Origin of the sequence: Nostoc sp. NMS7 (assembly GCF_017115085.1) — a bacterium.
Lineage (GTDB): Bacteria > Cyanobacteriota > Cyanobacteriia > Cyanobacteriales > Nostocaceae > Nostoc.
On sequence record NZ_JABXKJ010000253.1, the window covers coordinates 1 to 24,815 of the forward strand.

A 24,815-nucleotide genomic window follows, 5' to 3' on the forward strand; every position below is an offset into this window, starting at 1 on the left:
CCACTGACAATCGTCTGCCCATCCGCACTGATGGCGACAGAATTGACCCAACCCTGATGACCACCAAAGGGTTCAGCCAAGGGCTGACCTTGGAGATTCCACAACTGCACAGTGCCGTCTTCACCACCACTGACAATCGTCTGCCCATCCGCACTGATGGCGACAGAATTGACCCTATCCTCATGACCAGCGAAGGGTTCAGCCAAGGGCTGACCTTGGAGATTCCGCAACCGCACAGTGCCGTCTTCACCGCCACTGACAATCGTCTGCCCATCCGCGCTGATGGCGACAGAATTGACCCAACCCTGATGACCAGCGAAGGGTTCAGCCAAGGGCTGACCTTGGAGATTCCACAACCGCACAGTGCCGTCTTCACCGCCACTGACAATCGTCTGCCCATCCGCGCTGATGGCGACAGAATTGACCCAACCCTGATGACCACGGAAGGGTTCAGCCAAGGGCTGACCTTGGAGATTCCATAACCGCACAGTGCCATCTTTACCGCCACTGACAATCGTCTGCCCATCCGCGCTGATGGCGACAGAATAGACCATACCCTTATGACCACGGAAGGATTCAGCCAAAGGCTGACCTTGGAGATTCCACAACCGCACAGTGCCATCTTTACCGCCACTGACAATCGTCTGCCCATCCGCGCTGATGGCGACAGAATAGACCATACCCTTATGACCACGGAAGGATTCAGCCAAAGGCTGACCTTGGAGATTCCACAACCGCACAGTGCCATCTTTACCGCCACTGACAATCGTCTGCCCATCCACGCTGATGGCGACAGAAATGACCACACCCTCATGACCACGGAAGGGAGTTAAGACCTCCATCGCTTGTTGCAGGCTATTCTGAACTGGAGTGAGAATTTGCTCGGGCAATCTCTCGATATTCTCACCTATTGCTTGTATTGCCATAACTGAAGCTGTGAGGGGTTGGACAGGAAGTATTTTCTTGATAGTTGCTGTTTTATCCAGCAAGAAGGCTTCATGGCTTACTCTGAGAGCAACTTGTCGTTCATCACTCCGTTCTGTTTCATAAGCAACACTGCGCTGATAAAATTTCTGGGCTGGAGATGATAAATCAGGCTTTAACTTTTCCCAATTTTTTTGCACCTCTGCTAACAATCCTCTTGGCATGAGGTATTTTTCATCTTCCTCCTTGTGCAACCATTCTCGCAAAGCATCTGCTAATCTATCACTCAACTGCCGCAAATCTCGGTCTTGTTGTCGCCATTCTCGCAACCTCTGCCAACCATCAATTAAGGCTTCATGGGCTAAATCAATCCAAACTTCTTCTCTAGCTTCTGTGTAAGTTACTATTAAGCGTCCTTGGATCAGCTTTTCTAAAACTTGTTTTATGACTGTCTGCTCATTTGAGTTGTCACCAGCAAGACTTAACAATTCCTGTTTTGGTTGTCGCTGTCGGGTATCCTTTCCTTCTGCACCAGTACGCACCAATTTTAAGAAAATTCGCTTTACCCACGCTTGCGGCTGCTCTGTGAAATCTACATACAGCTTTTCTGCATGACGCTCCAATGCCCCAATGACTCCACCAAGTTCGTTAAACTTAGCCACTGTCAACTGATGTGCTTGCTGATCGCGCTGTTCCCAAAGTTCAGTCAGAGCAAACTGTAATAATGGTAAGCAGCCTTTCTCTTGCCCCACCACTTCTTGCCGGATCGTTGGGAGTAATCCTTTTTCTAACTGATAACCTTGTAAGTTTGCTGGGGATGCGATCGCTTCTTCTAATTCTGCCCCTAGTAATGGCGGCATATACACAGCCTGTTCCTGAATTAGTTGCGTCAGCGATTTATAGTTTAAACAGTATTCCAGAAAATCCGCTCGCATCGTGGTGGCAATTGCTAACTGTCCTTCAGAAATTTGGGTTAACAACTCAATAAATCGCTGTCTTTCTTCTTCCTGAGAACCAAGGGTAAAAATTTCTTCAAATTGATCTACCACCAACAAGCAACGCTCAGAACCAGTCAGCCTAGAAATTACGGGAGATAAACCTTCTGTGTCAATGAGAGCCGAGATTTCCCTAATTTCCGTGCGTTTAAATAACTGTGTAAAGGCTCGTTTTAACTCTGCTAAAGGTTCAACTCCAGGCAAAATTGGTTCTAAGATTCGCCAACCATTTTTTTCTAACACTGGAATCAAACCTGCCCGCACTACGGAAGATTTACCACTCCCCGAAGCGCCAATGATGGGAATAAAGTTAGCTTGAGTGAGTTTTTGTTGAATTAAGCTAACTACTTTTTGCCGACCAAAAAAGAACTTGGCGTGTTCTTTGTCAAAAGGTTGTAATCCCCGATAGGGACATTCTTCACTCACCACCACAGCCGCTACGGGATTCTTCGCTGAATACCAAACCAAAGGAATTGACCTACCGCCACCCATGTAAATTGCTTCTTGTCCACTCTGCTTGAGTTCTCGTGAAATGAAGCTGATCAAGTCATTGACATTAATTTCCCCGGTAGCTTCATCAGCTTTATCCTCAGCAAGTCCTTTGAGAATAGCTTTGGTGAAAATTCCGCCTTCTGCATCTTCACGCGCTCTTTCAAAGGCACGAGAGGCTGTAATTAAGCTGTAGTCTTGTTTGCTGTTGAAAACAGAGAAACCAGATTTGATAAAACTCCTCTCCAGAAAAGACCCCGCATAGCAGCAATCCAGCAGTACTACTAAGCTGCTGAGTTGAGATTTAACAATTAAAGTGTTGAGATCATCAAAGGCGATCGCATTCTGTCCATCTGCTTTATTACAATCCGATGTTGCCAAAAAGCCTTTCGGTTCACCTATGAGGCTGGGTGCTTCAAAGCCATGTCCGGCAAAATAAATCAGTGCCTCACTACCTTTGGCCTTCTCCAGTAGAAACGTTCTCAGTGTTTGACCGAGTTCTTTACCAATTAACTTTTTATCCGGTGTGACTTGCCAGCGATTTTCACTCTCGATTAGCTTACCCGGTAACGGCTGAACATCAAACCGACCATGTTCACGCAGCAGCTGTGCTATTTTTTCTGCATCGTTGACAGCTTTTGGTAAGTTTGTCAAATTGTCATACTTAGCAATGCCAATCACCAGGGCATATCGAGGCATAGCGTCTAATCAGGTATCTGTTTTGATGTGTGACTTATTCTTGGAACCCCTCTCCAAACCTCTCCCCGAAAGGTCGATAGGCTTTGATTTTGCTCCCCTTCCCTTGTAGGGAAGGGGTTGGGGGTTAGGTTTCAGAGAAAGTCGTACATGGCGCGTAATATTACAAGAGTAACAACTTAAACATTAACTGAGGCTACTAATGTCACAAGTGCAACGCCTGATTGTCAAAGAAGATGATCAAGAGTACGAAATCTATGTGGAATCAAACACAGCCGCAGACGTTCCAGAAGAAGAGGAACCAGGATACCGTGATGGTTTACCTACGGTTAATATCAGAGAATTTCAAAACAAAGTTCGTGATTATGCCAAGTTAGCGGTTGGGGCATTTCAGAATTTACCTGACGCTGAAGAGGTAACAGTTAAATTTGGCATCAAGCTGGGTGGTAAAACCGGCATTCCCTTTTTAACTGAGGGTTCGGCTGAGAGTAACTTTGAAATTCAGGTTAAGTATAACTTGGCGCAGAAAAAACCATAACTCTACGCCCTAAACTCACCATCATTCACTCTTGGATCTCGGACGTTGCTGTTCAAAGCACGAAGTTCCGAGTTAAAAGGGTAAGCGATCGCCTTTGGATCTCGGATGTTGCTGTTCAAAGCACGAAGTTTCGTGTTCTCATCTCGAAATTTCGTGTTCAGAGGTTGAAGCTTCGAGTTCAGAACTCGGAACGCCGAGCAATTTACTCCAACATCCGAGTTCAGAACTCGGAACGTCGAGCAATTTACTCCAACATCCGAGTTCTGAGCTTTAACATTGCATTTTAGAAGTGCAATCGCCGAGTTATTTTCTACAACGCTGCTGCTTGAGGCTTGACTTTTCGAGATTTACGGGCGAACCTTTGCCCCATTTCCTCAACTACTGTCTCTAAACCACCACCTTGTCCACTAGCTTTGGCATAAGTATACACCTGCAACGCGGCTGCATAGGCTTCACTGCCCACCGCTAAAAATGTATCATCCACCAATTCATGGAATTGTGTCAGCGACAGCAATACTGGATACAACGCTTCAAACAATTGTACATCCTTCCGCATTTCATCCAGGTCAAACGATCGCGGTAAAAACTCTGGGTTCTGTGTCGCCACCTCCAATGCTTTGCTGACAAAGGCGCGGCTTTTATCTCCCATTTTGGGTAAAGCTTTGCGTTCCTCGTTAGTTAAATCAATCAAAAATGGTAGCTTTTCTTTAATTGTGGCGATCGCTTGCAACACCGCATCTCTCTCTGATTGCGCTAGTCTTGCACTAATTGGGGCTGTGGACATAAAAATTAGTCTCTGGTATGGTTCTTACTTTTAGAGTGCCCACATATACAATTAAAATTTCCATGACACCAATAAAGATTACCAAGTTCAAAAGGTGAGCGATGTCTACGACAAGCCGCTTCTCTACGAGAGGCTACGCCAACTCGTCTACGCCACCTTTTTAACAATCAAAATTCTTCTTCCTCGTCAACTTCCTCGCCTATCAGTTCCTCGCCTATCAGTGGAGGTTGCGAGCTATGACGTACATGAAGCACAAAAACAGTATCTTCCCGAATAACGAACAAAATTCGGTACTTATTTCTTGACTTACCGTAAATAAGTTGACGGATTTCTTCAGTTAGTGCGTCATTTTCTAGAGCTAGAGCGCAACCTAGAGGCTTTTCTTGCACAGTAGCAATACTATCCATTAACTCCCGAAACCATTTATCCGCATAAACTGGGTTGCGCTCTTTCAACCAAGAGTAAGTAGTATCAATTTCAGCTTTTGCAGTCTGAGTCACCCTAACTTGAAATGCCATACTTTTGCTGCATTTCTTGCTCAAATTCTCTAAGAGTACTGGTTCTACCAGCCTCTACATCTTCAAGTCCCTGCTTAATTCCGGCGATCGCTTCTAATCTTGCCAAGGCATCCAGTAGTTTTTGGTAAGACTCTGCATCCTGAACCACAAGTTCGGCTTTGCCATTAACTGTCAGCACTACGGGTTTTCCTGTCTGCTTCATCTGCTGTAGGAATTCCAATGTATTGCGTTTAAAGCTAGAGAGTGAATGGATGTCTCGACTAATATTTAGCATAGGGTTGATCATACATTACAATTGCACTCAATTTAATGCTATCTCAATAGCTTCCGTCCAGTACAAAGTTAATTGTTATGCCAGTACCGCGTTTTACTTGAGAAAAATCACACATCGCGCTAGTCTGCATTGACGTAACTGCACGCTGTAACATCAGGTGATGACAAATCAACTCTCTCCAGAAATTCCCTCTTGCACTTGGAACCGTCCCATCGGTTTAGGCTGGGACAAACCTTATACTGTCCGCTACGCAAGTAATATCGATGATGGCCCTTGGCATGGTATGCCTTTAGGCGGCTTTGGTGCAGGTTGCATCGGTCGTTCTTCACGGGGAGATTTTAACCTGTGGCACATCGACGGCGGTGAGCATACCTTCAAAAATGTCCCCGCTTGTCAATTTAGTGTGTTTGAATCCAATGGTTCATCTTCCCAAGCCTACGCTTTATCTACCCAAGCGCCCGACGATCGCACTCTCAAAGCTTGGCAATGGTATCCAACACTCTCCGGCACAAAAGGGACAGGCAATTATCACGCGCTCTACCCACGTAGCTGGTTTGTGTATGAAAATGTATTTCAAGCACAGTTGACTTGTGAGCAGTTTTCCCCAATCTGGGCAGGTAATTACCAAGAAACTAGCTACCCTGTGGCGATATTTCTCTGGAATGCTCATAACTCCACAGATGCACCTATTACTCTTAGCATTATGCTCACTTGGCAAAATATGGTGGGCTGGTTTACAAACTCCCTCAAATCTCCCCAAGTACGAGTACGCGATGATGGTAGTCCGGTTTACGAATACCAACCGCGCTGGGGCGAAAGTCAAGGAAACTATAACCAAATAGTTGAAAATACACAACAGTTTGGCTGTGTTTTAGGTCGGGTTGGTAGTAATGAACTTTTACAAGAAGGTGACGGAACTTGGTGTATTGCCACGCTGAAGCATCCCCAGGTGGAAATATTCCACCACAGCCGATGGAATCCTGAAGGAACGGGTGAGGAAATATGGCAAAGCTTTGCTAAAGATGGTTCTTTGCCCAATTATCTAGATACGACTCCAACAACAGAGAATACACAATTAGGGGCGGCGCTCGTAATCCGTTTTACTCTCCAACCAGGCGAAACTCTCGAAATCCCCTTTGTCGTCGCTTGGGATTTGCCGATTACAGAATTTGCGGCTGGAGTTAACTATTACCGCAGATATACAGACTTTTTTAATAAAAGTGGTAACAATGCTTGGGCGATCGCATCCACTGCGTTACAAGAATATCAAAGTTGGCAATCGCAAATTCAAAGTTGGCAAAAACCCATTCTCGACCGCGAAGATTTACCCAACTGGTTTAAAATGGCTCTATTTAATGAGCTTTACGACCTCACCAGTGGCGGTACTCTCTGGAGTGCTGCATCGGAACTTGACCCCATCGGTCAGTTTGCAGTGCTGGAGTGCTTAGATTACCGTTGGTATGAAAGTTTAGATGTGCGGTTATATGGCTCTTTCGCCCTGCTGATGCTGTTTCCAGAACTGGAAAAGTCGGTGATGCGGGCATTTGCACGGGCGATTCCTGAAGGTGATGATACTCCCCGAATCATTGGCTATTACATGACAATTAAGGCAGAAAGCCCGATCGCAGTTCGTAAAGTCGCAGGTGCAACACCCCACGATTTAGGCGCACCAAATGAACACGTCTGGGAGAAAACCAACTACACCAGCTATCAAGATTGCAATTTGTGGAAGGATTTGAGTAGTGATTTTGTCTTGCAAGTATACCGTGATTTTCTGCTCACGGGTGCTGACGATGTAGAATTCCTGGCAGATTGCTGGAATGCGATCGTTCAAACTCTCGACTACCTGAAAACTTTTGACCTTGATGGCGATGGGATTCCCGAAAATTCCGGCGCACCCGATCAAACCTTTGATGATTGGCGGTTGCAGGGTGTCAGTGCCTATTGTGGTGGGTTATGGTTAGCAGCGTTGGAGGCTGCGATCGCAATCAGCGATATTTTATTAACTTACCAGACAAGTAACACAGCAGAGTTAGCGGCGCAAAAATCCACTTATGAAACTTGGTTACAACAATCTCTTCCTATCTACCAAGAAAAACTCTGGAATGGGCAATATTACAAACTTGATAGTGAAAGTGGTTCCGATGTGGTCATGGCAGATCAACTGTGCGGACAGTTTTATGCGCGTCTGCTGGACTTACCTGATATTGTACCGAGCGATCGCGCTCTCTCTGCGCTGAAAACTGTTTATGATGCTTGCTTTTTGAAATTCTGCAATGGTGAGTTTGGTGCTGCTAATGGTGTTCGTCCTGACGGTTCACCGGAAAACCCTAAAGCTACTCATCCTTTAGAAGTCTGGACGGGGATAAACTTTGGGCTGGCGGCTTTTCTTGTGCAGATGGGAATGAAGGATGAAGCGTTGAGGTTGACGGAAGCTGTAGTGCAGCAAATTTATGACAATGGTCTGCAATTTCGCACACCTGAAGCTATCACCGCAGCTGGTACTTTCCGCGCTAGCACTTACTTACGCGCAATGGCGATTTGGGGAATTTACTTACTTATTAATTGATTGGCTATCAAAGCGGTTCTCGTTTTGATGTAACACACGTAGGGGCGCACAGATGTTCACCCCTACGAACGGCGTATTCCACGTAAAGTAGGTTGCCAAATTTAGCCCATGTTCATCTGAGAAAGCAGAGTCTAGATTTGTGATTTTATTTTCCGAGTGTTTCCGGAAGCAAAGGAAAATTTCAGTAATGGTAAGAGTTGAAGGATTGAGAATTTAAGACTACTCTTTCAAAAAATGCAAATATTACTAGCTTTAGCCATAAATCTTGCTAATATTTCCCAAAATCTTCTGTACTTCGTTTGCCAGGGTCAAGTGCGATTACTTATGTTTAACGCAACTAAGCTGTTCTACATTTAACTTGCATAATTAGGGCGGGCAAGATGCCCACCCCACAAGAGTTATGTTTAATTTGGTTATGCAAATTAGATGTTTTTCAGCTTATTAGACCAAAAGTATATAGCGTTTCTTAATCACATGAGGTATATCTTAGCCCCCTCCTCGCTTGCGGGGAGGGGGTTGGGGGTGGGGTTTTTGTACCTCAATAAACCGAGAACCGCTATAAATCTGTTAGATATTAACAGACGTACAAACTTTTGCTGAATTAACTTAGCCATATTCTCTGTTAATTAGCTTTCTCTCTATTAGTAAAATATCTAAAGTTATACAGGTTTAGCCTGCTACATCTTTTTTGTTGAAAGCATCCTGTTACGGGTGTTTTGCTTCCCTGAGTTGATAATAATTAAAACTATATATTATTACTAACCACTAATTTTAGTTTAAAACTAGGCTATGTGGGATTCCTAGATGATGTTCATGAAATATTCATGAGCAGTTTACAGCGATTTCATTTAGGTAAGCTAAAGCTGTAGTCTTTGTAAATCAATAGATCCAAGGCTAATAAATAACATTCTCTTATTAAAAATATTTAAAAAATATTTTTAATACCTTTGGCTGCTCACCTTTTTTTAAGTCTCTATATATTGCTATTTTTAGAAGTTGTTTTAGCTCATGGTTAATGGTAATATTTTTCTAGTGACTCGACAATAATAAAGCGTCTAAATTGATATCGGGTGAGGGGTCTTACCCCTCATTAATTAGCAAAGGGGGACAAAATTAAAAGTTGCACAATCCGCAAGTATCGCTCGAAATACATTCAGTAAATTTAACTTATAAATCTGCTAATTTAGTAGATGACATTGGCAACAAAAAATAGTATAAATGCGAATAGCGTTGTTAACAGTCAAAGATAAATAAATTTTATCTCCTATCCAAAAAAAATATGCAAAATTCCCGGAAAATGCTTAATTCAACAGTAGTAAGAAATACAAGCAGGTGAACAGATAAAATTTATTTAATTAGGAGTTTAAAAAGTTTAAGAGGACAAAATTGTATCTACCAAAAGCCATGCGAGACTTTTGTCCTACCAGTTAGATGACAAGACAAAAGGTAAAAACTTATCTTTTACTCCCATTGATGATATTTTCCCACAAGCGATTGAACATCTGCAAAAAGGCTAGTGCAGTTTGTAAATCTCAATTGAAACACCAACAATCGCAGAAACTGAACTAGTTTACTTCATTCCAGATAACTAAAAACTATGATGAATCAAGACATTGCTGGCATTACTAGTAACTTAGATAAGACAGTGAAGGCTCAACAATTTGACAAAGTAGTTGAAGCAATTCTTGCTGGAAAATATTCCTGGGCATGTGTTTTAATGCTGCGATTTGCTGGGTATAATCCTCTGCATTACATTCCATATCGCACCTACAATCGAGTCCTAAAAGAAAACTCTAATGCCATTAGGACAAATCAACAGCAAAGTGAAAATCTAAAAATGCTGAAACAGACTAATGATTCAATATCTGATAGTAATGTATCATCAAACTGCTTAAGCAAAATCAAAGACTTAGCTTATCGGGAAGTAGTTTGTAAGCAAAAAACAGAAATTCGTGGTGGTAATTTAGATCAGAGATTGGCACAGCAAGTTAACGATCATCAATCAATGAAATCGCAATTAAAACCAGAAAACACTCAAGAGATTTCCTTGAAACGCTGTGGATTCAATTAAAACCTATTTGGAATCAATAGATTCTGCCCTAGAGTTGATTGAGTGTCTGAGAGCTTGCTATGCTAATTTAAAATTTCGAGCATGGCAGGTTTTCTATCGCAGTGATTAATTTGATATTATTTTCAAAAATCTGCCAAAATGGCAAATATATACTGATAAGATTGGTAAACTAATAACAACTACAACTTCAACCAAAATAGAGGTGATTGGCAAGCAACTTAATTTAAAAAAATAAAATCAATGATTAGTTCTGACTATGAAATAAATCAACCTGATTACAAAAGTAGTCAGCATTTCAGGGAGTAAATAACTCCTACACCAAGACCGATGACTCAACCGTTGCTACTGGTGGTTCTATTTTCGAGGAAGTCTAAGCAAAAAGAACTTGGAGCGGTAGCTTCTCCCAATCCAAATTTTACACGGCTTTCATCGACTGCAGACGGTGCGAGTAATGCTTATAAAACTTTATATCCTGTAGTTGGTGTTGCTTTAGTTAATAAAGCAAACGCTTAACACCAACACCAGGAACGGAAATAGAAAGTTTCGGTTAAATTGTTGTCGTGGCTGGTAGAACTAGTAGATCATACGCTTCTCTTTCGACTATTGTAATCCTAGTCCTCCCAACCTGGATTATTTCTAGTTTCTCAACTTTGAATTTATATAGCAACTACTGGAAGTTCAAAACTTGAATAGCTTCCAGTTTTTTTATGTCTAAGAAATAAGAATTAAATAACATACAATTTATGGGCTTACCTCACCCTCAATCCCTCTCCGATATATTGGAGAGGGAAGCTAGATACAGGATGAAGTTTTGCATTTTATTTAATCCACGTTCCTAAATAAAAATCAGGTGGGCAATTTGCCCACCTGATTTTTGTAGAGTACAGTTAATCTAAAAATGAATTAAACTTTGGCTAATTCTGGGGTAGGACGCTTGCTACTGCGAATTGCTGCGATCGCCTCAGCATAATCTTTAGCGTTAAATACAGCAGAACCGGCAACAACTGCATTAGCTCCCGCTTCCAAAACTTGCCAGGTATTATTTGCCTTCAATCCTCCATCCACTTCAATCCAAGGGTCAAGACCGCGTTCATCACACATTTGACGCAGCTTGCGGATTTTGGGTAATACACCAGGGATAAAACTTTGACCACCAAAACCAGGGTTGACGCTCATAATCAGTACTAAATCGCACAAATCTAGAACGTATTCAATTAGCTCTAGAGGGCTACCAGGATTAAGTACAACTCCAGCTTTCTTACCAAGTTCTTTAATTTGTCCCAAGGTGCGGTGCAGGTGTGGGGAAGCATTATGCTCACAGTGTACGGAGATATGATCGGCACCCGCCTTAGCAAATTCCTCTACATACTTTTCTGGCTCCACAATCATCAAGTGGACATCTATTGGCTTAGTCGTAATCGGACGAATCGCCTCCACAACCAGAGGTCCTATCGTAATATTGGGTACAAAACGACCGTCCATTACATCAACATGAATCCAATCTGCTCCAGCCGCATCTATGGCGCGAATTTCGTCACCCAGACGACTAAAATCGGCTGATAGGATAGATGGAGCAATTACAATGGGCTTTTGAGATAGGTTTTGGGTCATGGCTAGTGGGTTTTTAAGCGTCCTCATCTGTACGCATTGTAACAAAACATTGAGCAAGACTCATAATTTTGATCTCGGCTTTTTTGGGAGGATGGGGAGTGGGCTTGCCGTGAGCGTAGCCAAATGGGAGTGGGCAGATGAGGGAGATGAGGGAGACAAGGGGGACAAGGGAGACAAGGGGAATAACTGATGCCCAATGACCAATACTTCTCTACGAGAGGCTGCACTTCGGCAAGGCTCAGTGACCACGCCAACGGCTTCTCTACGAGACGCTGTTCGCGTTCGCTCAGTACAAGTGCCCAATGACCAATGACAAATGACCAATGACTAATGACTAATGACTAATGACAAATGACAAATGACAAAAAAACTAACCTGGATAATTTGGGGATTAGGTGCTTTCTGTGTGAGTGCGCCGGTAACTGCTTCAGCTTTAGAATCTATCATGGGAACTAACGGCATTGATGCTCTGAAGTTACACCAAGCTCCTTATAATTTAATCGGTCGTAAGATTGCTATTGGTCAAGTGGAAGTGGGACGACCGGGAATGTTTGGGTGGGATAAGGCGGCGTCTAAAAATCGTGCTGTATCTTTAGCGGGGGTCTTCTTACGCAATGGACCAGCTAAATCAAATAGCGGTGTTGACTCCCATGCCTACAATGTCGCTGGTGTGATGGTAAGTCAAGACAAAGCTTTGCCGGGAGTTGCTCCTGGAGCGCGACTGTATTCGTCTGCGGTAGGTTCTACTAAAAACATGGGTCAGGCGGAAGAGTGCTTATCAGCCCAGCACATAGCGTTACAAAATGGTAGTGATGTCCGTGCCATTAACTTTAGCTTTGGTGAACCTCTGAGCCGCGATCCTCGGCCGGAGGCTACTTTGGACGGCAATGCTTTACTAACTTTATGTGTTGACTGGTCTAGTCACGTTCATGATGTTTTATATGCGATCGCAGGCAACCAAGGTAAGGGGGGTATTCCGATTCCTACAGATAATTTTAACGGAGTCAACGTGGCTTTTTCATCCCGCCGAGGAGGAGTTTTTAATAAAGTAGACGTGGCTAATCTGGCGGCTGCTAACCAAGGCGTGAGTGGAAGGCTAGCTGGAAGGGAATTTGATCTTGGTGGGCGAGGCGCTATCAGTTTAGTCGCTCCTGGCAATAACATTCCTTTGCTCAATCCCGATGGCAAAGTGAACAAAGTTACAGGGACAAGTTTTGCTGCGCCTCAAGTTACGGCTACTGTTGCTCTGTTGCAGGAATTTGCTGACCGACAGACGCGGACAAAACAACCCCACTGGAGCATCGATTCTCGACATCATCAAGTCATGAAAGCTGTATTGCTGAATTCAGCAGACAAAATCCAAGATAGCGGTGATGGCTTACGGTTGGGAATGACTCGGACGCTAATTGATAAACAAAATAAAAACTGGCTAGATTCTGATGCTTATAAAGATCCGAAGATTCCCTTGGATGCCCAAATGGGAGCGGGTCATTTAAACGCATTTCGCGCTTATCAGCAATTTAGTGCTGGTGAATGGCCGCCATCAGCTGCGGTGCCGGCTATTGGTTGGGATTATCGCACAGTCGATGTTGGAGCATCTGTTGACTATATTTTAGCAAAACCGTTAAAGCAGGGGAGTTTTGTTGCTGTTACCCTGAGTTGGGATCGATTGGTGGAACTCAATGATAAAAATAAAAACCAGCAATATGATGTGGGCGAAAATTTTCGCGATCGCGGTTTGAATAATCTCGACCTATATTTAGTAAAAGCTAATACTCAAAATTCAGATGCTGGTGTCGTTTGCTCCTCAATCAGCCAAATCGATAGTGTAGAACATATTTTCTGTCCTGTTGCTGCTACTGGCAATTACAAAATCCGTGTCCAGTTTCGTCAAAAGCTCAATGAAGCCACTCAACCCTATAGTTTAGCTTGGTGGAGTGTACCTATCAATTGAAATTGGGACGCACATCTGTGCGTCCCTACGAAAGTTCTGTATTTCTAAGAAACGTTATTTTGATTTTCTCTATAAAAACCCCAGAACAGTGGTTATTTTGTGATTAGGTAGCTTACAATACGTTTATTCCTAAATAGGAAAATTCCTAAAAATCAAAATTCTTCATAACTCATCTGCATAGCCGCCTGAATAAGGAATTTGCAACTATAACAAGTTGTGTTTAATTCTTCTGAGCTACTAACTTGCTGTTACAGTTTCTGTAACAGTCCCATTTTTGTATTGGAGCAAATGCAATAGTTAATCATTGACACACTATCTGCGTCAACCCTAAGCACAGATCGGGAATCTTTGGCAAGTGAGGTAAGAGAATGAATAGGCAGAAATTGAGTGATGCGAAAGAAAATTTCCTGCAAAGGCGTTACGGTGTTAGTCTGGGCAGACGTTATGCTCTGGCAGCTGCAAGTGTTGTTCTACTCGGTGTATTAGGGTGTTCTCAAGTCGATAGTAATAAAAGTGCCCTTGCCCAATCTAGTTTACCTCACCCAGAAACTCCATTGCAAAAAAAAACACTCAAGACTGATCCAAAAATCGTTGAGTCTAGCAATAAGTTTGGCTTCAAACTATTTTCAGAAGTTCGGAAAAATGATCCGAGTCAGAAGAATATTTTTATCTCACCTTTGAGTGTCGCTCTGGCTCTGGCTATGACCTACAATGGCGCTAGCGGTTCGACTCAACAAGCGATCGCAAAAACCCTGGAATTACAGGGGATGAATCTACCAGAAATCAACTCTTCTTACGCGGCGGCATTAAAGCAGCTTTTAGACAATCCAGATGCGAAAGTGCAACTGAATATTGCTAACTCACTTTGGGCAAATCAAGATTTTAGGTTTGCGCCAGACTTCCTCCAGAGAACACAGGATTTCTATCAAGCCAAAGTTAGCAATTTAAACTTTAAAGATGCCGCCGCACCTAATATTATCAATAACTGGGTCAAAGAAAATACTAGCGGTAAAATCACTAAGATAGTTGAAACCATCCAACTAGACGCGGTGTTATTTTTGATTAATGCTATATATTTTAAAGGAAAATGGAGTAAGGAATTTGACAAAAGTCAAACCGCTCAATATCCCTTTTACATGGGTTCTGGCAGGCAAAAACAACACCCGATGATGTCACAGGACGGTGACTATAAATACTATGAAAGCAAACAATTTCAGGCAGTTAGTTTACCTTACGGCAAAGATGGTAAATTCAGTTTTTATATATTCCTGCCCAAACAGAACTCTAACCTCAATGCCTTCTATCAAAACTTGAATGTTGAAAACTGGGAAAAATGGATGACTCAGTTCAGGAAACAAAAAGGGTTTATTCGCTTACCCCGCTTGAAAACAGAGTATGATATTACACTCAATGATGCCTTAAAAACTTTAGGCATGAAAGAGGCTTTTAGCGGCAATGCCAATTTTTCTGGCATGGGTAAAAATCTTACCATTAGCGAAGTTAAGCATAAAACTTTTGTGGAAGTGAACGAAGAAGGCACCGAAGCGGCTGCGGCTACTTCTGTGGGAATAGTAGCAACATCTATGAGAAAAGAACCAGAACCATTCCGAATGATTGTTGATCGTCCCTTCTTCTCTGCGATTAGGGATAATCAGACGGGAAGCGTTTTATTTATGGGTTCGATCATTGAGCCATAGTAAAAAATTCAAAATTTCTTCATTTTGAATTTTGAATTTTGAATTTTGAATTTAATTTTAGGGTAATGTCGCTTCAGAAATACTCAATGTGTTCTTAGCGTCAGCTTTTGGTAACTCGTTTGCGGCAACGGGTGCAGTTATCTCTCCGGTGGTGCTGTCGTTTGTCTGGCTACCAGGACGCAAGGCACTTAAAGCAGTCTTAATCACAACAGCTGTGGGTACTGCCACAATTACACCCAACAGCCCGCCAATTCTTGCCCCTGTCAAGACTGAGATTAAAATCCAAACTGGATTTAAACCGGTAAAACTGCCTAAAATTCGGGGGGCAATTAAGTTTTCGAGAATTTGCTGTACAATTACTGCTGCTATCAAGACTCTCACACCCATTGAGAAATCTTGCAAAGCTACCAATAGTGTAGTCAGGGCGATACCTACAGAACCACCAAAGGGAACGAGAGCCATCAGTCCAATAGTCAGCCCGAATAGTAGACCAAATGGCACTTTCAGCCACAAAAAGGTAGGAATGAGGGCTGAGGCCATACAGGTAGATAAAATCAGTTGGGTGATGAAGAAATTTTGGAAGCTGAGGCGGACTGTTTTGGAAAAAGGATCGCGAAATTTATTCGGTAGCCATTCTACTAAACTTTGCCAGAGTTCACCCCCATGCTGTAAGAGATAGAAAGTCAAAACTATCGTCAAGAGAATATCTAGCAGACTAGTGACTGTAACTACCGCTAGATTTAAAACTTGTCCAGCGATCGCTTGCAATTGTCCTTTGACGCGATCGTTGATCTGCACTACCAGAGCATCGAGGTTAATCGGTAAGCCAAAAGTCTCAGCTTTTTCGTTTAATATCATTAACTGAGAGCGTCCAGAATCGATCAACTCTGGTAAACGAGCCACCAATTGTTGAGCTTGGGTAAGTGCTAGGGGAATAAGTGTAACACCCAACGCCAATAAAATCGATAAAGCCAAGAGAAATACTAGGATAGAAACTTGCTCTCGCCTAGCACCATGATGCTCCATCCAACTCACGGGGTAGTTGAGCAGAAATGCTAGTACTGAGGCTGCAACTAAAATGACTATGAGAGAATGGAAATAATTAAAAAATACCGAAAGTGTCCAACCATTGAGAACTAATAGCGGAACGAATAACCCGATCGCCCCGATTCGCGCTATTGGTGTAAATGTTTGCCACCAGTCGAGTAGCTTGCGTGTCTGCATTTTGAGCTGATTGCGGATAGAACTAAATGAAATCTTTCTTTACAGCTTATTATCTCTAACTATATGAGTCTCATTCATCCTTCTAGTTTAGGAACTAGACTAATCCCAATGGAGAATTTTGAACCGAAAGAGAGTGGGGAGTGGGGGGAGAATAATAATGCCCAACGCCCCATGCCCAATACTTCTCTACGAGAGGCTGCGCCAACGACTTCGCTACTTCGACCCTTCGACGTAGGCTCAGGGCAGGCAAGCTCAGTACAAGTCAGTACAAGTGCCCAACGCCCCATGCCCAAAACACAATTGCTTTTATATTTGATTCCGATCATCGGCTTTTTTCCGTCCTTGTGGACTCTCTATCGGGGCCAGGGTAGTCGGGAACAACTTGCTATTAGTCGTCTGTCTATTACTTTGGCACTTATTTGGCTGTTAGGATATCTATTATTAGCTAGCGGTGCAGCAACTTCAGATTTTTTGACGCTACGTCTATTTATCCTCAATAGCTTTCTCACATCGGGTTACTTTTTAGTGAGTGTCTGGTTAATTTTGCGGCTGATGCAGGGCAAATCTGGGCGTTTACCAGGGTTTAGTACTTTAGCAGAACGAGTGCTTGGCAAGTATTTATCTTAATTGTTTCGGGTGATGATTTGCCAGTATTTTTACTTATTTCGGGAAAATTAGGCTTGATTTATCCATAATATCTGGTCAAATCCAGTTTATGATTGCCATACTTCAGTAAAACATCTCCAGATTGCCGCAAAAGAAGGATAAATGCTGCTATAAGTGTTGTGGTTGACACTAGATTAAAAAAGTTAGCAGTGATAATTAAGAGCTAGCTATTATGAGTTGATTTGTCAGCATGTTTTTAGTCTGCAAATTTACCGAATTTGATTAGTGAGTAAGTGTGAGGAAGTCTGTGACCATTCAAAGAAGTTCGGCGGAAGAAAACCAGTCGGGAAAAGCCTCAAAGCCCAGTGAAAAAATTTCCCAGAACTCGAAATCAGGACGTTGGCTATGGTTTTGGGTAGGTATGAGTGGTATTGCAATGGTGTCAGCAACAGCAGGGGCGCTTTTGGCGGTGTCTTTGACAAGTACGCCTTTGCAACAAGCCCAGCTAAGTCCCAAGGATGAGGCGGCGTTTGATGGCGATCGCATTTCTGGAGGTGTGCTGCGATTTTCAGAATTAACTCGCCCGGTGAATCTCTTAGTTTTGGGGATGAGCGTACTTCCCCCGGATATCCAAAACCCTCCCCCAGAAACCAAAAACCTCAGATACCAGCCCGAGCTAAACTCCTTTGATGGTCTTTCGGATGTGATGCTCTTGCTAAAATTTGATCCAGAGACGAAAAAAATAATTATTCTCTCTATCCCCAGAGATACCCGCACAGAAATAGAAGGGCATGGGGTAAAAAAAATTAATGCTGCCAATGTTGACGGTGGGCCAGCTTTGACTGCTAGAACTGTCAGTAATCTCTTGGGTGGGGCGGGAATTGATCGCTATGTCCGAATTAACGTTCTGGGAGTTGCCAAGCTGATCGATGTTTTGGGTGGTGTCACAGTCTACGTCCCCAAAAATATGAAGTACCAAGATGATTCTCAGCATTTGTACATCAATTTGAAGGCGGGTAAGCAGCATCTCAACGGTGATCAGACACTGCAATTGCTGCGTTTTCGCCATGATGAACTCGGTGATATTGGTCGGATTCAGCGCCAGCAAATGGTCATGCGGGCTTTGATGGATCAAACACTCAACCCAGCTACTGTTGCTCAATTACCTAAAGTTATGGATGTAGTGAAAGACCACATCGATACCAATTTGACGGTTGAGGAGTTAGTGGCGCTAATGGGTTTTGGGGTGCGGACAAATCGCTCTAATATGCAAATGTTAATGCTGCCAGGTCGCTTTAGCGAGAAAAGCGAGTTTGATGCTAGCTATTGGTTGCCCAACAAAAAGGGTATTGCGAAATTGATGGCTCAACACTTTGGTTTGGAGTCAGAACAGGAACAGCTGGCGACGACATCTGACCCGCGCTCTTTGCGTGTAGCAATTCAAGATAGTACAGGTGGCGATCGCTCTAACCTGCGACCATTAATTAGAGCCTTGGAAAAATCTGGGTATCGCAATATCTATGTCGCCAAAGCATGGGGTGAACCTCTAGAGGTAACTCATATTGTCGCCCAGCAAGGAGATGGTGACACTGCCCAATCAATTCGCAACACTTTGGGATTTGGAGAAGTGCGTGTGGAAAGTACTGGCAACCTAGGCTCGGATATCAGTATCCAAGTGGGTCAAGATTGGTTGCAACAAAAATCTATTTTGGAGAAGTCGCTGACGAAATAATTCGTAATTCGTAATTAATTACGAATTATGTTGAGTGTGAATTTACTGACTGGCTGAGTTCTTGGAGTTTAGCTGCTACTACACCAGTGGTTAATAATTCTTCTGCCTTAGCTAAACCCTCTAACATATCTGGACAAATACCACTCCGCCAGAGGTAAAATCCGCCATTCCACAAGGCTGTTTGCATTAGTTCACCTGGTTTACCTGCCAAAACCTGCTGAATCTCCGCCAGCAGTTCTTCAGTAGTCCCAAGGGGTACTTTCTTGGTAGTAAAGCCGTAATCACGCGGTACGAGGTGCAATCGTTCTACCTCTTGGGATGCTACGGATGAAGATAAGCTGATGATCGCAGTGCGATCGCGCGGTAAATCACAACTACCTTCCAATCCTTTTACGAATGTAAATTTTTTTACTCCTCGCAGCCCCAAAGCAATCTGAAACATCCCTTCTGTTGGCGGATGAACAAACCCAGCAATTACGTGAGCATCCCCAGCATAAGGACACCAAATTAGCTCCATTGTCGCCAATGGCGGACGTTTGCCGAGTTGGTCGCGGTACTCCCAAATACTTTTAGTTAAGGGAAAATGCTGAGGTAGATAAATAAAGCCGATTCCCGTTTGCTCAAACACTTGCTGGGTTTTTGCTAGTGGTAAGCTAGTCCAATCGACCCCTAAACCCTGCCAAATATGTATCAGGGGTAAACCGTACTTTGTCGGTAGGCGATCGCCACCGTGCATTATTACTGGTTGTCCAACTGCGGCGAGTAGTAAAGCTGTGACGGGACTAATTGGTGCTGTGCGTGTTCTGCCATCATAGGGGATGCCAAGAGCGATCGCAGGTCGTGCACAGACGATTGGTTGCAGTTTTGGCCCCAGTTCCTGATATGCATCCAACATTCCCGCTAACTCTTCCCCTGTAGGACGCTTGATTCGATGAGCAATCAAAAACGCTCCGATTTGGGCTGGTGTAGCTTCACCCAGGAGCATCATTTTAGTAGCGGTGGCTGCTTGGACGCGAGTTAAATTCTCGGCTGTGTGATTTCCGCTACCTACTTTTTGGAGGAATTCCCGAAATACATTGCTCATTTGTACTTTGTCTTTTGTCCACTGTCATTTGTTCATTGTCCTTTGTAAATAACTGAAAATGAATAATAGACCTCCCAACCCCTAATACTTAATGCCCAATCGCTGCTGCAATACCTCCAGTGCACCGGAAGAACATCAGCAGATACAGCTAAACTTTAAGGTAAAAGGTCAACGGTTCAGTTCTTCTGAACTCAAGATAATACCAATTTGAAAAAAGAATGCGACATTAGACATCTCCCAAAATGACGTAGGCACAATTCATGAATTGTGCCTACCAAGGATTTCGGGCAACCCTCTTTCCTACTGCCTACTACTCTTTGGCATCAGGTGCGGGTGAACCCGGTACGTATTTGACTTGTTCGATCGCACCAGTGTATTTAAAGACCCCATATTTTTTGTAGAGATCCCATGACACAGGACTACGGGCATCTTTACCGATGTCCAATCCTTCATAGGGAAAGCCACCAAACGTTAGCCCCAGCTTACCTGCCGCGACTTGCTTTCCGTTGACGGAGAGTGTTCCAGACCCTTGGCGCTTGCCCAGTGCATCGTAATTCAAATCGATGTGAAGTTGACCTGGCTGTAGCGGGACTGCGGGAAACTTAATTGGCTGACCATAGTTATTGTGTTCGTAGAACAGCTTGCCATCCTCAATATAGAAGATATAACCAACTTCCTGTCCACCGTGGGCAAGAATCACCCCGCGATCGCCTGCTTTATACTGAGCCTTCACCTGGATGGTATAATCGCGATCGCTCACCAACGGCAAAATGTCCGCTTCCAGTACCAACTCACCTGCATGGAATGTCTTCGGTTTCACTTTCTCTTTGATATAAGGCGGCACTCCTCCATCTTGCGTGGATTCTAACAGGGGATAAACTTGATACTTGAATGCCGCAGCATCAAAGGCTGCTGCCAGTTCTTTGACTTTCTCTGGATACTGGTTCGCCACATTGTTGGTTTCGGAGTAATCTTTGTTCAGGTTGTACAACTGCCACTCGGAGTTACTAAATGGTTTCCCGATCTGATGTTCGGTGACAGCATACCAACCATTTTTGTAATACCCTCTATTGCCTGAATTCTCATAGTATTGTTCAGTTCTTTGAGAGGGCGTATTGGCATTATTCAAGAGATAGGCAAAGCTGATACCTTCTAGAGGTTTCGTGGGTTTACCATTAAACCAGTCGGGATGCTTGATACCCGTCAATTCCAGCAGGGTAGGTGTAATGTCTGTAATGTGCGTAAACTGTGTCCGGGTAGCACCCAAATCTTTGATTTTTGCTGGATAGGAAACAATCAATGGATTCCGTCTACCGCCCCCAAGGGTAAGGGACTTGTAACGCTTCAGGGGTGTATTAGAAACGGTTGCCCAGCCAATGGGATAGTGAGGCGCAGTTTGAGGACTACCTATCAACTCGAACCGACTGATATCCAGGGCTTTATCGTCTGGTAAACCGGAGTAATGTCGGGCTACATTCGTCGTGCCATTTGCCCCGCCTTCTCCAGAACCCCCATTATCAGAAGCAACAATAATAATTGTGTTGTTGAGTTCCCCGGTGGACTCCAAATACTCATAGAGTTTGCCAAAGTTTTGATCCAGATTATCAACGAAGGCTGCATAGGCTTCCTGGTAACGAGCAAATAGCTTTTTATCCTCAGCCGATAGTGTATCCCAACCTTTAACTCCTGTATTTTGGGGTGGTAGTTGAGTCTCGGCAGGAATTAGCTTTGATGCAAGTTGCTTCTGGTATCGTTCCTGGCGTAGCACGTCCCAGCCGACATCATACTTGCCTTTGTATTTAGCAAGGTCTGCTGGATGAATATTAAACGGTGAATGAACAGCATTGTTGGCAAAATACAAGAAAAATGGCTTGTCTTTTGACTTAGTTTTTGCCTGTTTGAGCAATGCGATCGCTTTTTCTGTCCAGTAATCGGTGGTAAGGAAATTCTCAGGATAGCGATCAACTGAAATCGGCGTATTGTCTTCGTAGAGAATATGGGGTTTCTGGGGATGTTCCAATCCATCTAAGAAGCCAAAGAAATGTTCAAACCCGCGTTGTAACGGCCAGGAATTTAATGAAGCGGTGGGGGTGCGATCGTAAGTCTGAGTCAAATGCCACTTACCCGTCAGCAGGGTAGAATAGCCATTGCTACGTAAAATTTCTGCCAGAGTGACGACATTGCTCTGAATTTCACCCGCATAACCAGGAAAACCAGGGTTTCCCTCAGCAACCCAACCGACACCCGCAGAGTGGGCATTTAATCCCGTCAATAAAGATGCTCGTGTGGGAGAACAAAGCTGGTGCGTTGTGAAGTTGCTAAACCGCAGTCCGTTAGCTGCCAATTTATCAATATTCGGTGTACTGATTTCTGAACCGTAGGGGCCTAAATCCGAAAACCCCAAATCGTCAATTAGGAAAACAACAATTTTGGGGGCCCCTTTTGGTGCTGTGCCGGATGAAGGCAGAGGTTTGTTGGCTAAAACCGATGGGGGCTGTGGAGTCCACCAAGGCGTTGATTCTGCTAAGGTTCTGCCGATTTTGCCTTTAAATCCAGCGTAAGCTTGCGTACTTGCATTACCTACTCCCTTAGGAGGGTTCTGGGCTAAACTGCTGGCGATCGTTGTGCCAGTAATCAGCAAGATGCTAAACACAACTAGTGCTAACCAAGCGGTCGGTGAAACAAGTTTTTGCTTGACTTTTTGAATGAATGATAGATTCCGTTTTCTGTTCAACAGACCTGCCTCCTGACAAGCGATAGTGGTTAAGCAAATAAATGCAAGTATTGTACTATATGCCTATCGAATTATCGTAGTATTGGTGAAGCAAAAGCACATACCCCATTTAGACCTTGTAAAGCTACTTCCACCCACGCCAAGCGAATATTGAGTTTAGGCGACACCGAATAGCCCGTCGTAGACATCGCATCGTTAACTCATCCCCCGGCTTGAAGCCGGGGGTAAATCGAAGTCATTAGTCATTAGTCATTAGTACCAATGACTAATGACTAATAACTAATGACACTCATAAATAGCAAGATGTCTACCCCACAAGTAGTAGTAATTTATTTGTTGGAAATCCCTTAGTGGCGTTGAATTTATCAAATTCAACATAGATTCCTGTCAAATTATTTAAGAAAACAACTAAAACGCCCGAATGTTCCTATGTTCGTCGTTTAGTTGTTAGGCACTCGGCGCGGCGGTATCACGCCGTTGCTTGTGCCAGTTGCGTAAGTCCTGAATTTGTAATGGGATATTTTCCCGCACGAGTTGCCAAAAGTGCTTGATCGGGGGAATTTGCAGCCGATCTTGAGTTGTTACCATAACTACTCGACGAGTCAAACTAGAACTATCTGCTAAACCACTAATATTATTGCTGGCTAGGGAGCGAATCGCTAGGGTAGGATCTTGGCGTGCTTCCACTAATGCTGATTGAGGTAGCAAAGCTATCAGTTTTCCTTGGCGCACCACTCCCCGGAAAGCATCGAGGGTATTTACCTCTAAAGCCGCCTGGAGTGTAGCTTCCATTCGCTCAAATCTATCTTGTATTAAGCGCTGCATCCCATAACCATCTTTAAAAACCACTTGAGGATAACGAATTAGCTCCGACCAAGGGACGAATTCATATTGGGCTAGTGGATGATTGGCTGCGATTAGAACTTCTATCGGTTCATCATAAAGTACTTCTACCACCATTTCTCTACCAGTGGTTAAAAAGCGATTATTCATCACAATTGCTAAATCCACCAATCCATCTTTGAGGACTTTCAGGGCGCGATCGCTTCCCAATGAAGTCACCCGCAATTGCACATCTGGATAATCATGACAAAACTTTTGCAACACTGGTGGTAAGTAATATCCACACAGCGAGTGAATCGCAGCAATACAAAGTTCTGGTTGCTTTCCGGCGATTAAATCAGCTAATTCTTCTGTAGCTGTCTGCCATTCTTGGCAAATTTTGCGGACACGCGGTAATAAAGATTCACCTCCTAGTGTCAATTTTCCATGACTTGTTCTGTGAAACAGTTCTACACCCAAATCTGCTTCCAATGCCTGGATTTGGCGACTAATTGTCGATTGGGTAACACCACATGTTCGCGCTGCTTGTTGAAAACTGCCGGTTTGGGCGATCGCCAGAAAGGCTTGCAACTGCTCTAGGCGCATTTTTATGTAACCTGAATTACATTTATAGCTTTCCTTAAGTTAACGGTTTTTTAATCGAAATTTAGTATAGTTTGTTACAGCTATTCTAATACGACTTCAGGCGTGGATGTAGAGACGTAAAATTTTACGTCTCTACAAGGATTTTCACCGCAACGCACAATGGTTTTCATACCACAATCAGCAACGCCCGATTTCAATTTAATTATTTTTACATTGAGTAACCATAGTTTGATTTATTATTGCCCACTTAGTTTTTACGAACTGCTATTTCGCTCAACAATTCCGACTAAAATGTTCATTAAAGCTTCTAAATCATCGGGTAATGAATAAATTTTGATATCTTCTATAATTTGTTGGCCTTTAACATCAAGTCTCCCAAATCGCCAAACATCACCAATAGTAACGGCTCCATACTGAAAAGGCTGTTCTTCAATTTGGGATAGAGCAATTAATTGAGCGGCTAGTTGTGTAAATCCTCTGGTAATATCATCATTTTTTGCTTCCACAACTAAAAGGTTCTGGTCTGCACGAAGAAGATAATCAAGATTTCCTTTGAGCCACTTACTTACCGCCAGTGGGTACTCAATTCGTAGCTGACAGTCACAATAGTATGTAGCAACTTCTAATAGAATTGGTGCAACCAAAGTTTCTCGACGTGCTGTTTCACTTGTCAAACTAACCCGTGGAAGCGTTCGTTCGATTCGGTCTCTTAATTCTTCTAATCGGTCTAAAGGCTTTTGTGTTTTTGGTAGCGATAACCTTGACCGTACCAAAGCATAACCAAGCTCTGCTAAGATTTCTTCAGGCTCATAAGTCATTTCAAAATACGAGCAAAAGGTATATTCGCGGTCTTCTTGAAGGATTTTAGGTTTTGCCATAATTCACTA

At 43.4% G+C, this 24,815-nt stretch carries 18 protein-coding genes; 8 read left to right on the forward strand and 10 right to left on the reverse strand.

The window, feature by feature from the left end:
• The coding region (locus tag HWQ38_RS36370) for a caspase family protein (RefSeq protein WP_292804118.1) at nucleotides 1-3,107 on the reverse strand (3,107 nt) is incomplete at its 3' end.
• A 199-nt stretch (nucleotides 3,108-3,306) separates the two neighbouring features.
• Between HWQ38_RS36370 and HWQ38_RS36375 the strand changes: the two genes are divergently transcribed.
• Nucleotides 3,307-3,642, forward strand: coding sequence for a CU044_2847 family protein (locus HWQ38_RS36375; RefSeq protein ID WP_292804120.1), 336 nt, complete (start codon nucleotides 3,307-3,309; stop codon nucleotides 3,640-3,642).
• Between the two features lie 310 nt (nucleotides 3,643-3,952).
• On the opposite strand, the gene HWQ38_RS36380 is transcribed toward HWQ38_RS36375, so the two are convergent.
• From HWQ38_RS36380 to HWQ38_RS36390, 3 genes are all read right to left on the reverse strand, one after another.
• A complete protein-coding gene (locus HWQ38_RS36380) occupies nucleotides 3,953-4,426 on the reverse strand; it encodes a hypothetical protein (RefSeq protein WP_292804121.1) in 474 nt (157 codons plus the stop codon).
• Nucleotides 4,427-4,593: 167 nt separating this feature from the next.
• Nucleotides 4,594-4,944, reverse strand: coding sequence for a type II toxin-antitoxin system RelE/ParE family toxin (locus HWQ38_RS36385; RefSeq protein ID WP_292804123.1), 351 nt, complete (start codon nucleotides 4,942-4,944; stop codon nucleotides 4,594-4,596).
• On the reverse strand, nucleotides 4,928-5,218 hold the full coding sequence (locus HWQ38_RS36390) for a type II toxin-antitoxin system Phd/YefM family antitoxin (protein ID WP_292804125.1): 291 nt from the start codon (nucleotides 5,216-5,218) through the stop codon (nucleotides 4,928-4,930). The genes HWQ38_RS36385 and HWQ38_RS36390 overlap by 17 nt, the downstream gene beginning before the upstream one ends.
• Before the next feature lie 160 nt (nucleotides 5,219-5,378).
• Here HWQ38_RS36390 and HWQ38_RS36395 point away from each other — a divergent pair, with 160 nt between their 5' ends.
• The 3 genes from HWQ38_RS36395 to HWQ38_RS36405 all read left to right on the forward strand — a co-directional run bounded on the left by HWQ38_RS36395 (nucleotide 5,379) and on the right by HWQ38_RS36405 (nucleotide 10,371).
• On the forward strand, nucleotides 5,379-7,787 hold the full coding sequence (locus HWQ38_RS36395; RefSeq protein ID WP_292804127.1) for a GH116 family glycosyl hydrolase: 2,409 nt from the start codon (nucleotides 5,379-5,381) through the stop codon (nucleotides 7,785-7,787).
• A 1,600-nt stretch (nucleotides 7,788-9,387) separates the two neighbouring features.
• A complete protein-coding gene (locus tag HWQ38_RS36400) occupies nucleotides 9,388-9,858 on the forward strand; it encodes a HetP family heterocyst commitment protein (RefSeq protein WP_292804206.1) in 471 nt (156 codons plus the stop codon).
• A gap of 327 nt (nucleotides 9,859-10,185) precedes the next feature.
• Nucleotides 10,186-10,371 carry a hypothetical protein gene (locus tag HWQ38_RS36405; RefSeq protein ID WP_292804128.1) on the forward strand — a complete coding sequence of 62 codons (186 nt, stop codon included), beginning with the start codon at nucleotides 10,186-10,188 and terminating at the stop codon, nucleotides 10,369-10,371.
• Nucleotides 10,372-10,761: 390 nt separating this feature from the next.
• On the opposite strand, the gene rpe is transcribed toward HWQ38_RS36405, so the two are convergent.
• Nucleotides 10,762-11,469, reverse strand: a complete 708-nt coding sequence (rpe, locus tag HWQ38_RS36410; protein WP_292804129.1) for a ribulose-phosphate 3-epimerase — start codon at nucleotides 11,467-11,469, stop codon at nucleotides 10,762-10,764.
• 358 nt (nucleotides 11,470-11,827) lie between these two features.
• Between rpe and HWQ38_RS36415 the strand changes: the two genes are divergently transcribed.
• Together HWQ38_RS36415 and HWQ38_RS36420 are read left to right on the forward strand one after the other, a co-directional pair.
• On the forward strand, nucleotides 11,828-13,423 hold the full coding sequence (locus tag HWQ38_RS36415; protein ID WP_292804131.1) for a S8 family serine peptidase: 1,596 nt from the start codon (nucleotides 11,828-11,830) through the stop codon (nucleotides 13,421-13,423).
• Between the two features lie 368 nt (nucleotides 13,424-13,791).
• Complete coding sequence (locus HWQ38_RS36420) at nucleotides 13,792-15,120, forward strand: serpin family protein (protein WP_292804133.1); 1,329 nt, start codon at nucleotides 13,792-13,794, stop codon at nucleotides 15,118-15,120.
• A gap of 57 nt (nucleotides 15,121-15,177) precedes the next feature.
• Here HWQ38_RS36420 and HWQ38_RS36425 read toward each other — a convergent pair whose 3' ends face one another.
• Complete coding sequence (locus tag HWQ38_RS36425; protein WP_292804135.1) at nucleotides 15,178-16,344, reverse strand: AI-2E family transporter; 1,167 nt, start codon at nucleotides 16,342-16,344, stop codon at nucleotides 15,178-15,180.
• A gap of 285 nt (nucleotides 16,345-16,629) precedes the next feature.
• Between HWQ38_RS36425 and HWQ38_RS36430 the strand changes: the two genes are divergently transcribed.
• Complete coding sequence (locus tag HWQ38_RS36430) at nucleotides 16,630-16,971, forward strand: hypothetical protein (RefSeq protein ID WP_292804209.1); 342 nt, start codon at nucleotides 16,630-16,632, stop codon at nucleotides 16,969-16,971.
• Between the two features lie 286 nt (nucleotides 16,972-17,257).
• Complete coding sequence (locus HWQ38_RS36435) at nucleotides 17,258-18,682, forward strand: LCP family protein (protein WP_292804137.1); 1,425 nt, start codon at nucleotides 17,258-17,260, stop codon at nucleotides 18,680-18,682.
• Between the two features lie 25 nt (nucleotides 18,683-18,707).
• On the opposite strand, the gene HWQ38_RS36440 is transcribed toward HWQ38_RS36435, so the two are convergent.
• The 4 genes from HWQ38_RS36440 to HWQ38_RS36455 form a co-directional block, all read right to left on the reverse strand.
• Nucleotides 18,708-19,766 carry an anthranilate phosphoribosyltransferase family protein gene (locus HWQ38_RS36440; protein WP_292804139.1) on the reverse strand — a complete coding sequence of 353 codons (1,059 nt, stop codon included), beginning with the start codon at nucleotides 19,764-19,766 and terminating at the stop codon, nucleotides 18,708-18,710.
• A 310-nt stretch (nucleotides 19,767-20,076) separates the two neighbouring features.
• Nucleotides 20,077-22,500, reverse strand: coding sequence for an arylsulfatase (locus HWQ38_RS36445; RefSeq protein ID WP_292804141.1), 2,424 nt, complete (start codon nucleotides 22,498-22,500; stop codon nucleotides 20,077-20,079).
• A gap of 447 nt (nucleotides 22,501-22,947) precedes the next feature.
• Nucleotides 22,948-23,928 carry a LysR family transcriptional regulator gene (locus HWQ38_RS36450; RefSeq protein WP_292804143.1) on the reverse strand — a complete coding sequence of 327 codons (981 nt, stop codon included), beginning with the start codon at nucleotides 23,926-23,928 and terminating at the stop codon, nucleotides 22,948-22,950.
• Between the two features lie 254 nt (nucleotides 23,929-24,182).
• Complete coding sequence (locus tag HWQ38_RS36455) at nucleotides 24,183-24,806, reverse strand: hypothetical protein (protein WP_292804145.1); 624 nt, start codon at nucleotides 24,804-24,806, stop codon at nucleotides 24,183-24,185.
• Between the last annotated feature and the right edge of the window lie 9 nt (nucleotides 24,807-24,815).

Bases quoted from the DNA above. Each gene is read 5' to 3' on its own strand.
- HWQ38_RS36425 (WP_292804135.1), bottom strand. From the start codon at position 16,344: ATGCAGACACGCAAGCTACTCGACTGGTGGCAAACATTTACACCAATA.
- HWQ38_RS36395 (WP_292804127.1), top strand. From the start codon at position 5,379: ATGACAAATCAACTCTCTCCAGAAATTCCCTCTTGCACTTGGAACCGT.
- HWQ38_RS36420 (WP_292804133.1), top strand. From the start codon at position 13,792: ATGAATAGGCAGAAATTGAGTGATGCGAAAGAAAATTTCCTGCAAAGG.
- rpe (WP_292804129.1), bottom strand. From the start codon at position 11,469: ATGACCCAAAACCTATCTCAAAAGCCCATTGTAATTGCTCCATCTATC.
- HWQ38_RS36450 (WP_292804143.1), bottom strand. From the start codon at position 23,928: ATGCGCCTAGAGCAGTTGCAAGCCTTTCTGGCGATCGCCCAAACCGGC.
- HWQ38_RS36385 (WP_292804123.1), bottom strand. From the start codon at position 4,944: ATGGCATTTCAAGTTAGGGTGACTCAGACTGCAAAAGCTGAAATTGAT.
- HWQ38_RS36455 (WP_292804145.1), bottom strand. From the start codon at position 24,806: ATGGCAAAACCTAAAATCCTTCAAGAAGACCGCGAATATACCTTTTGC.
- HWQ38_RS36400 (WP_292804206.1), top strand. From the start codon at position 9,388: ATGAATCAAGACATTGCTGGCATTACTAGTAACTTAGATAAGACAGTG.
- HWQ38_RS36375 (WP_292804120.1), top strand. From the start codon at position 3,307: ATGTCACAAGTGCAACGCCTGATTGTCAAAGAAGATGATCAAGAGTAC.
- HWQ38_RS36380 (WP_292804121.1), bottom strand. From the start codon at position 4,426: ATGTCCACAGCCCCAATTAGTGCAAGACTAGCGCAATCAGAGAGAGAT.
- HWQ38_RS36430 (WP_292804209.1), top strand. From the start codon at position 16,630: ATGCCCAAAACACAATTGCTTTTATATTTGATTCCGATCATCGGCTTT.
- HWQ38_RS36415 (WP_292804131.1), top strand. From the start codon at position 11,828: ATGACAAAAAAACTAACCTGGATAATTTGGGGATTAGGTGCTTTCTGT.
- HWQ38_RS36390 (WP_292804125.1), bottom strand. From the start codon at position 5,218: ATGCTAAATATTAGTCGAGACATCCATTCACTCTCTAGCTTTAAACGC.
- HWQ38_RS36405 (WP_292804128.1), top strand. From the start codon at position 10,186: ATGACTCAACCGTTGCTACTGGTGGTTCTATTTTCGAGGAAGTCTAAG.
- HWQ38_RS36440 (WP_292804139.1), bottom strand. From the start codon at position 19,766: ATGAGCAATGTATTTCGGGAATTCCTCCAAAAAGTAGGTAGCGGAAAT.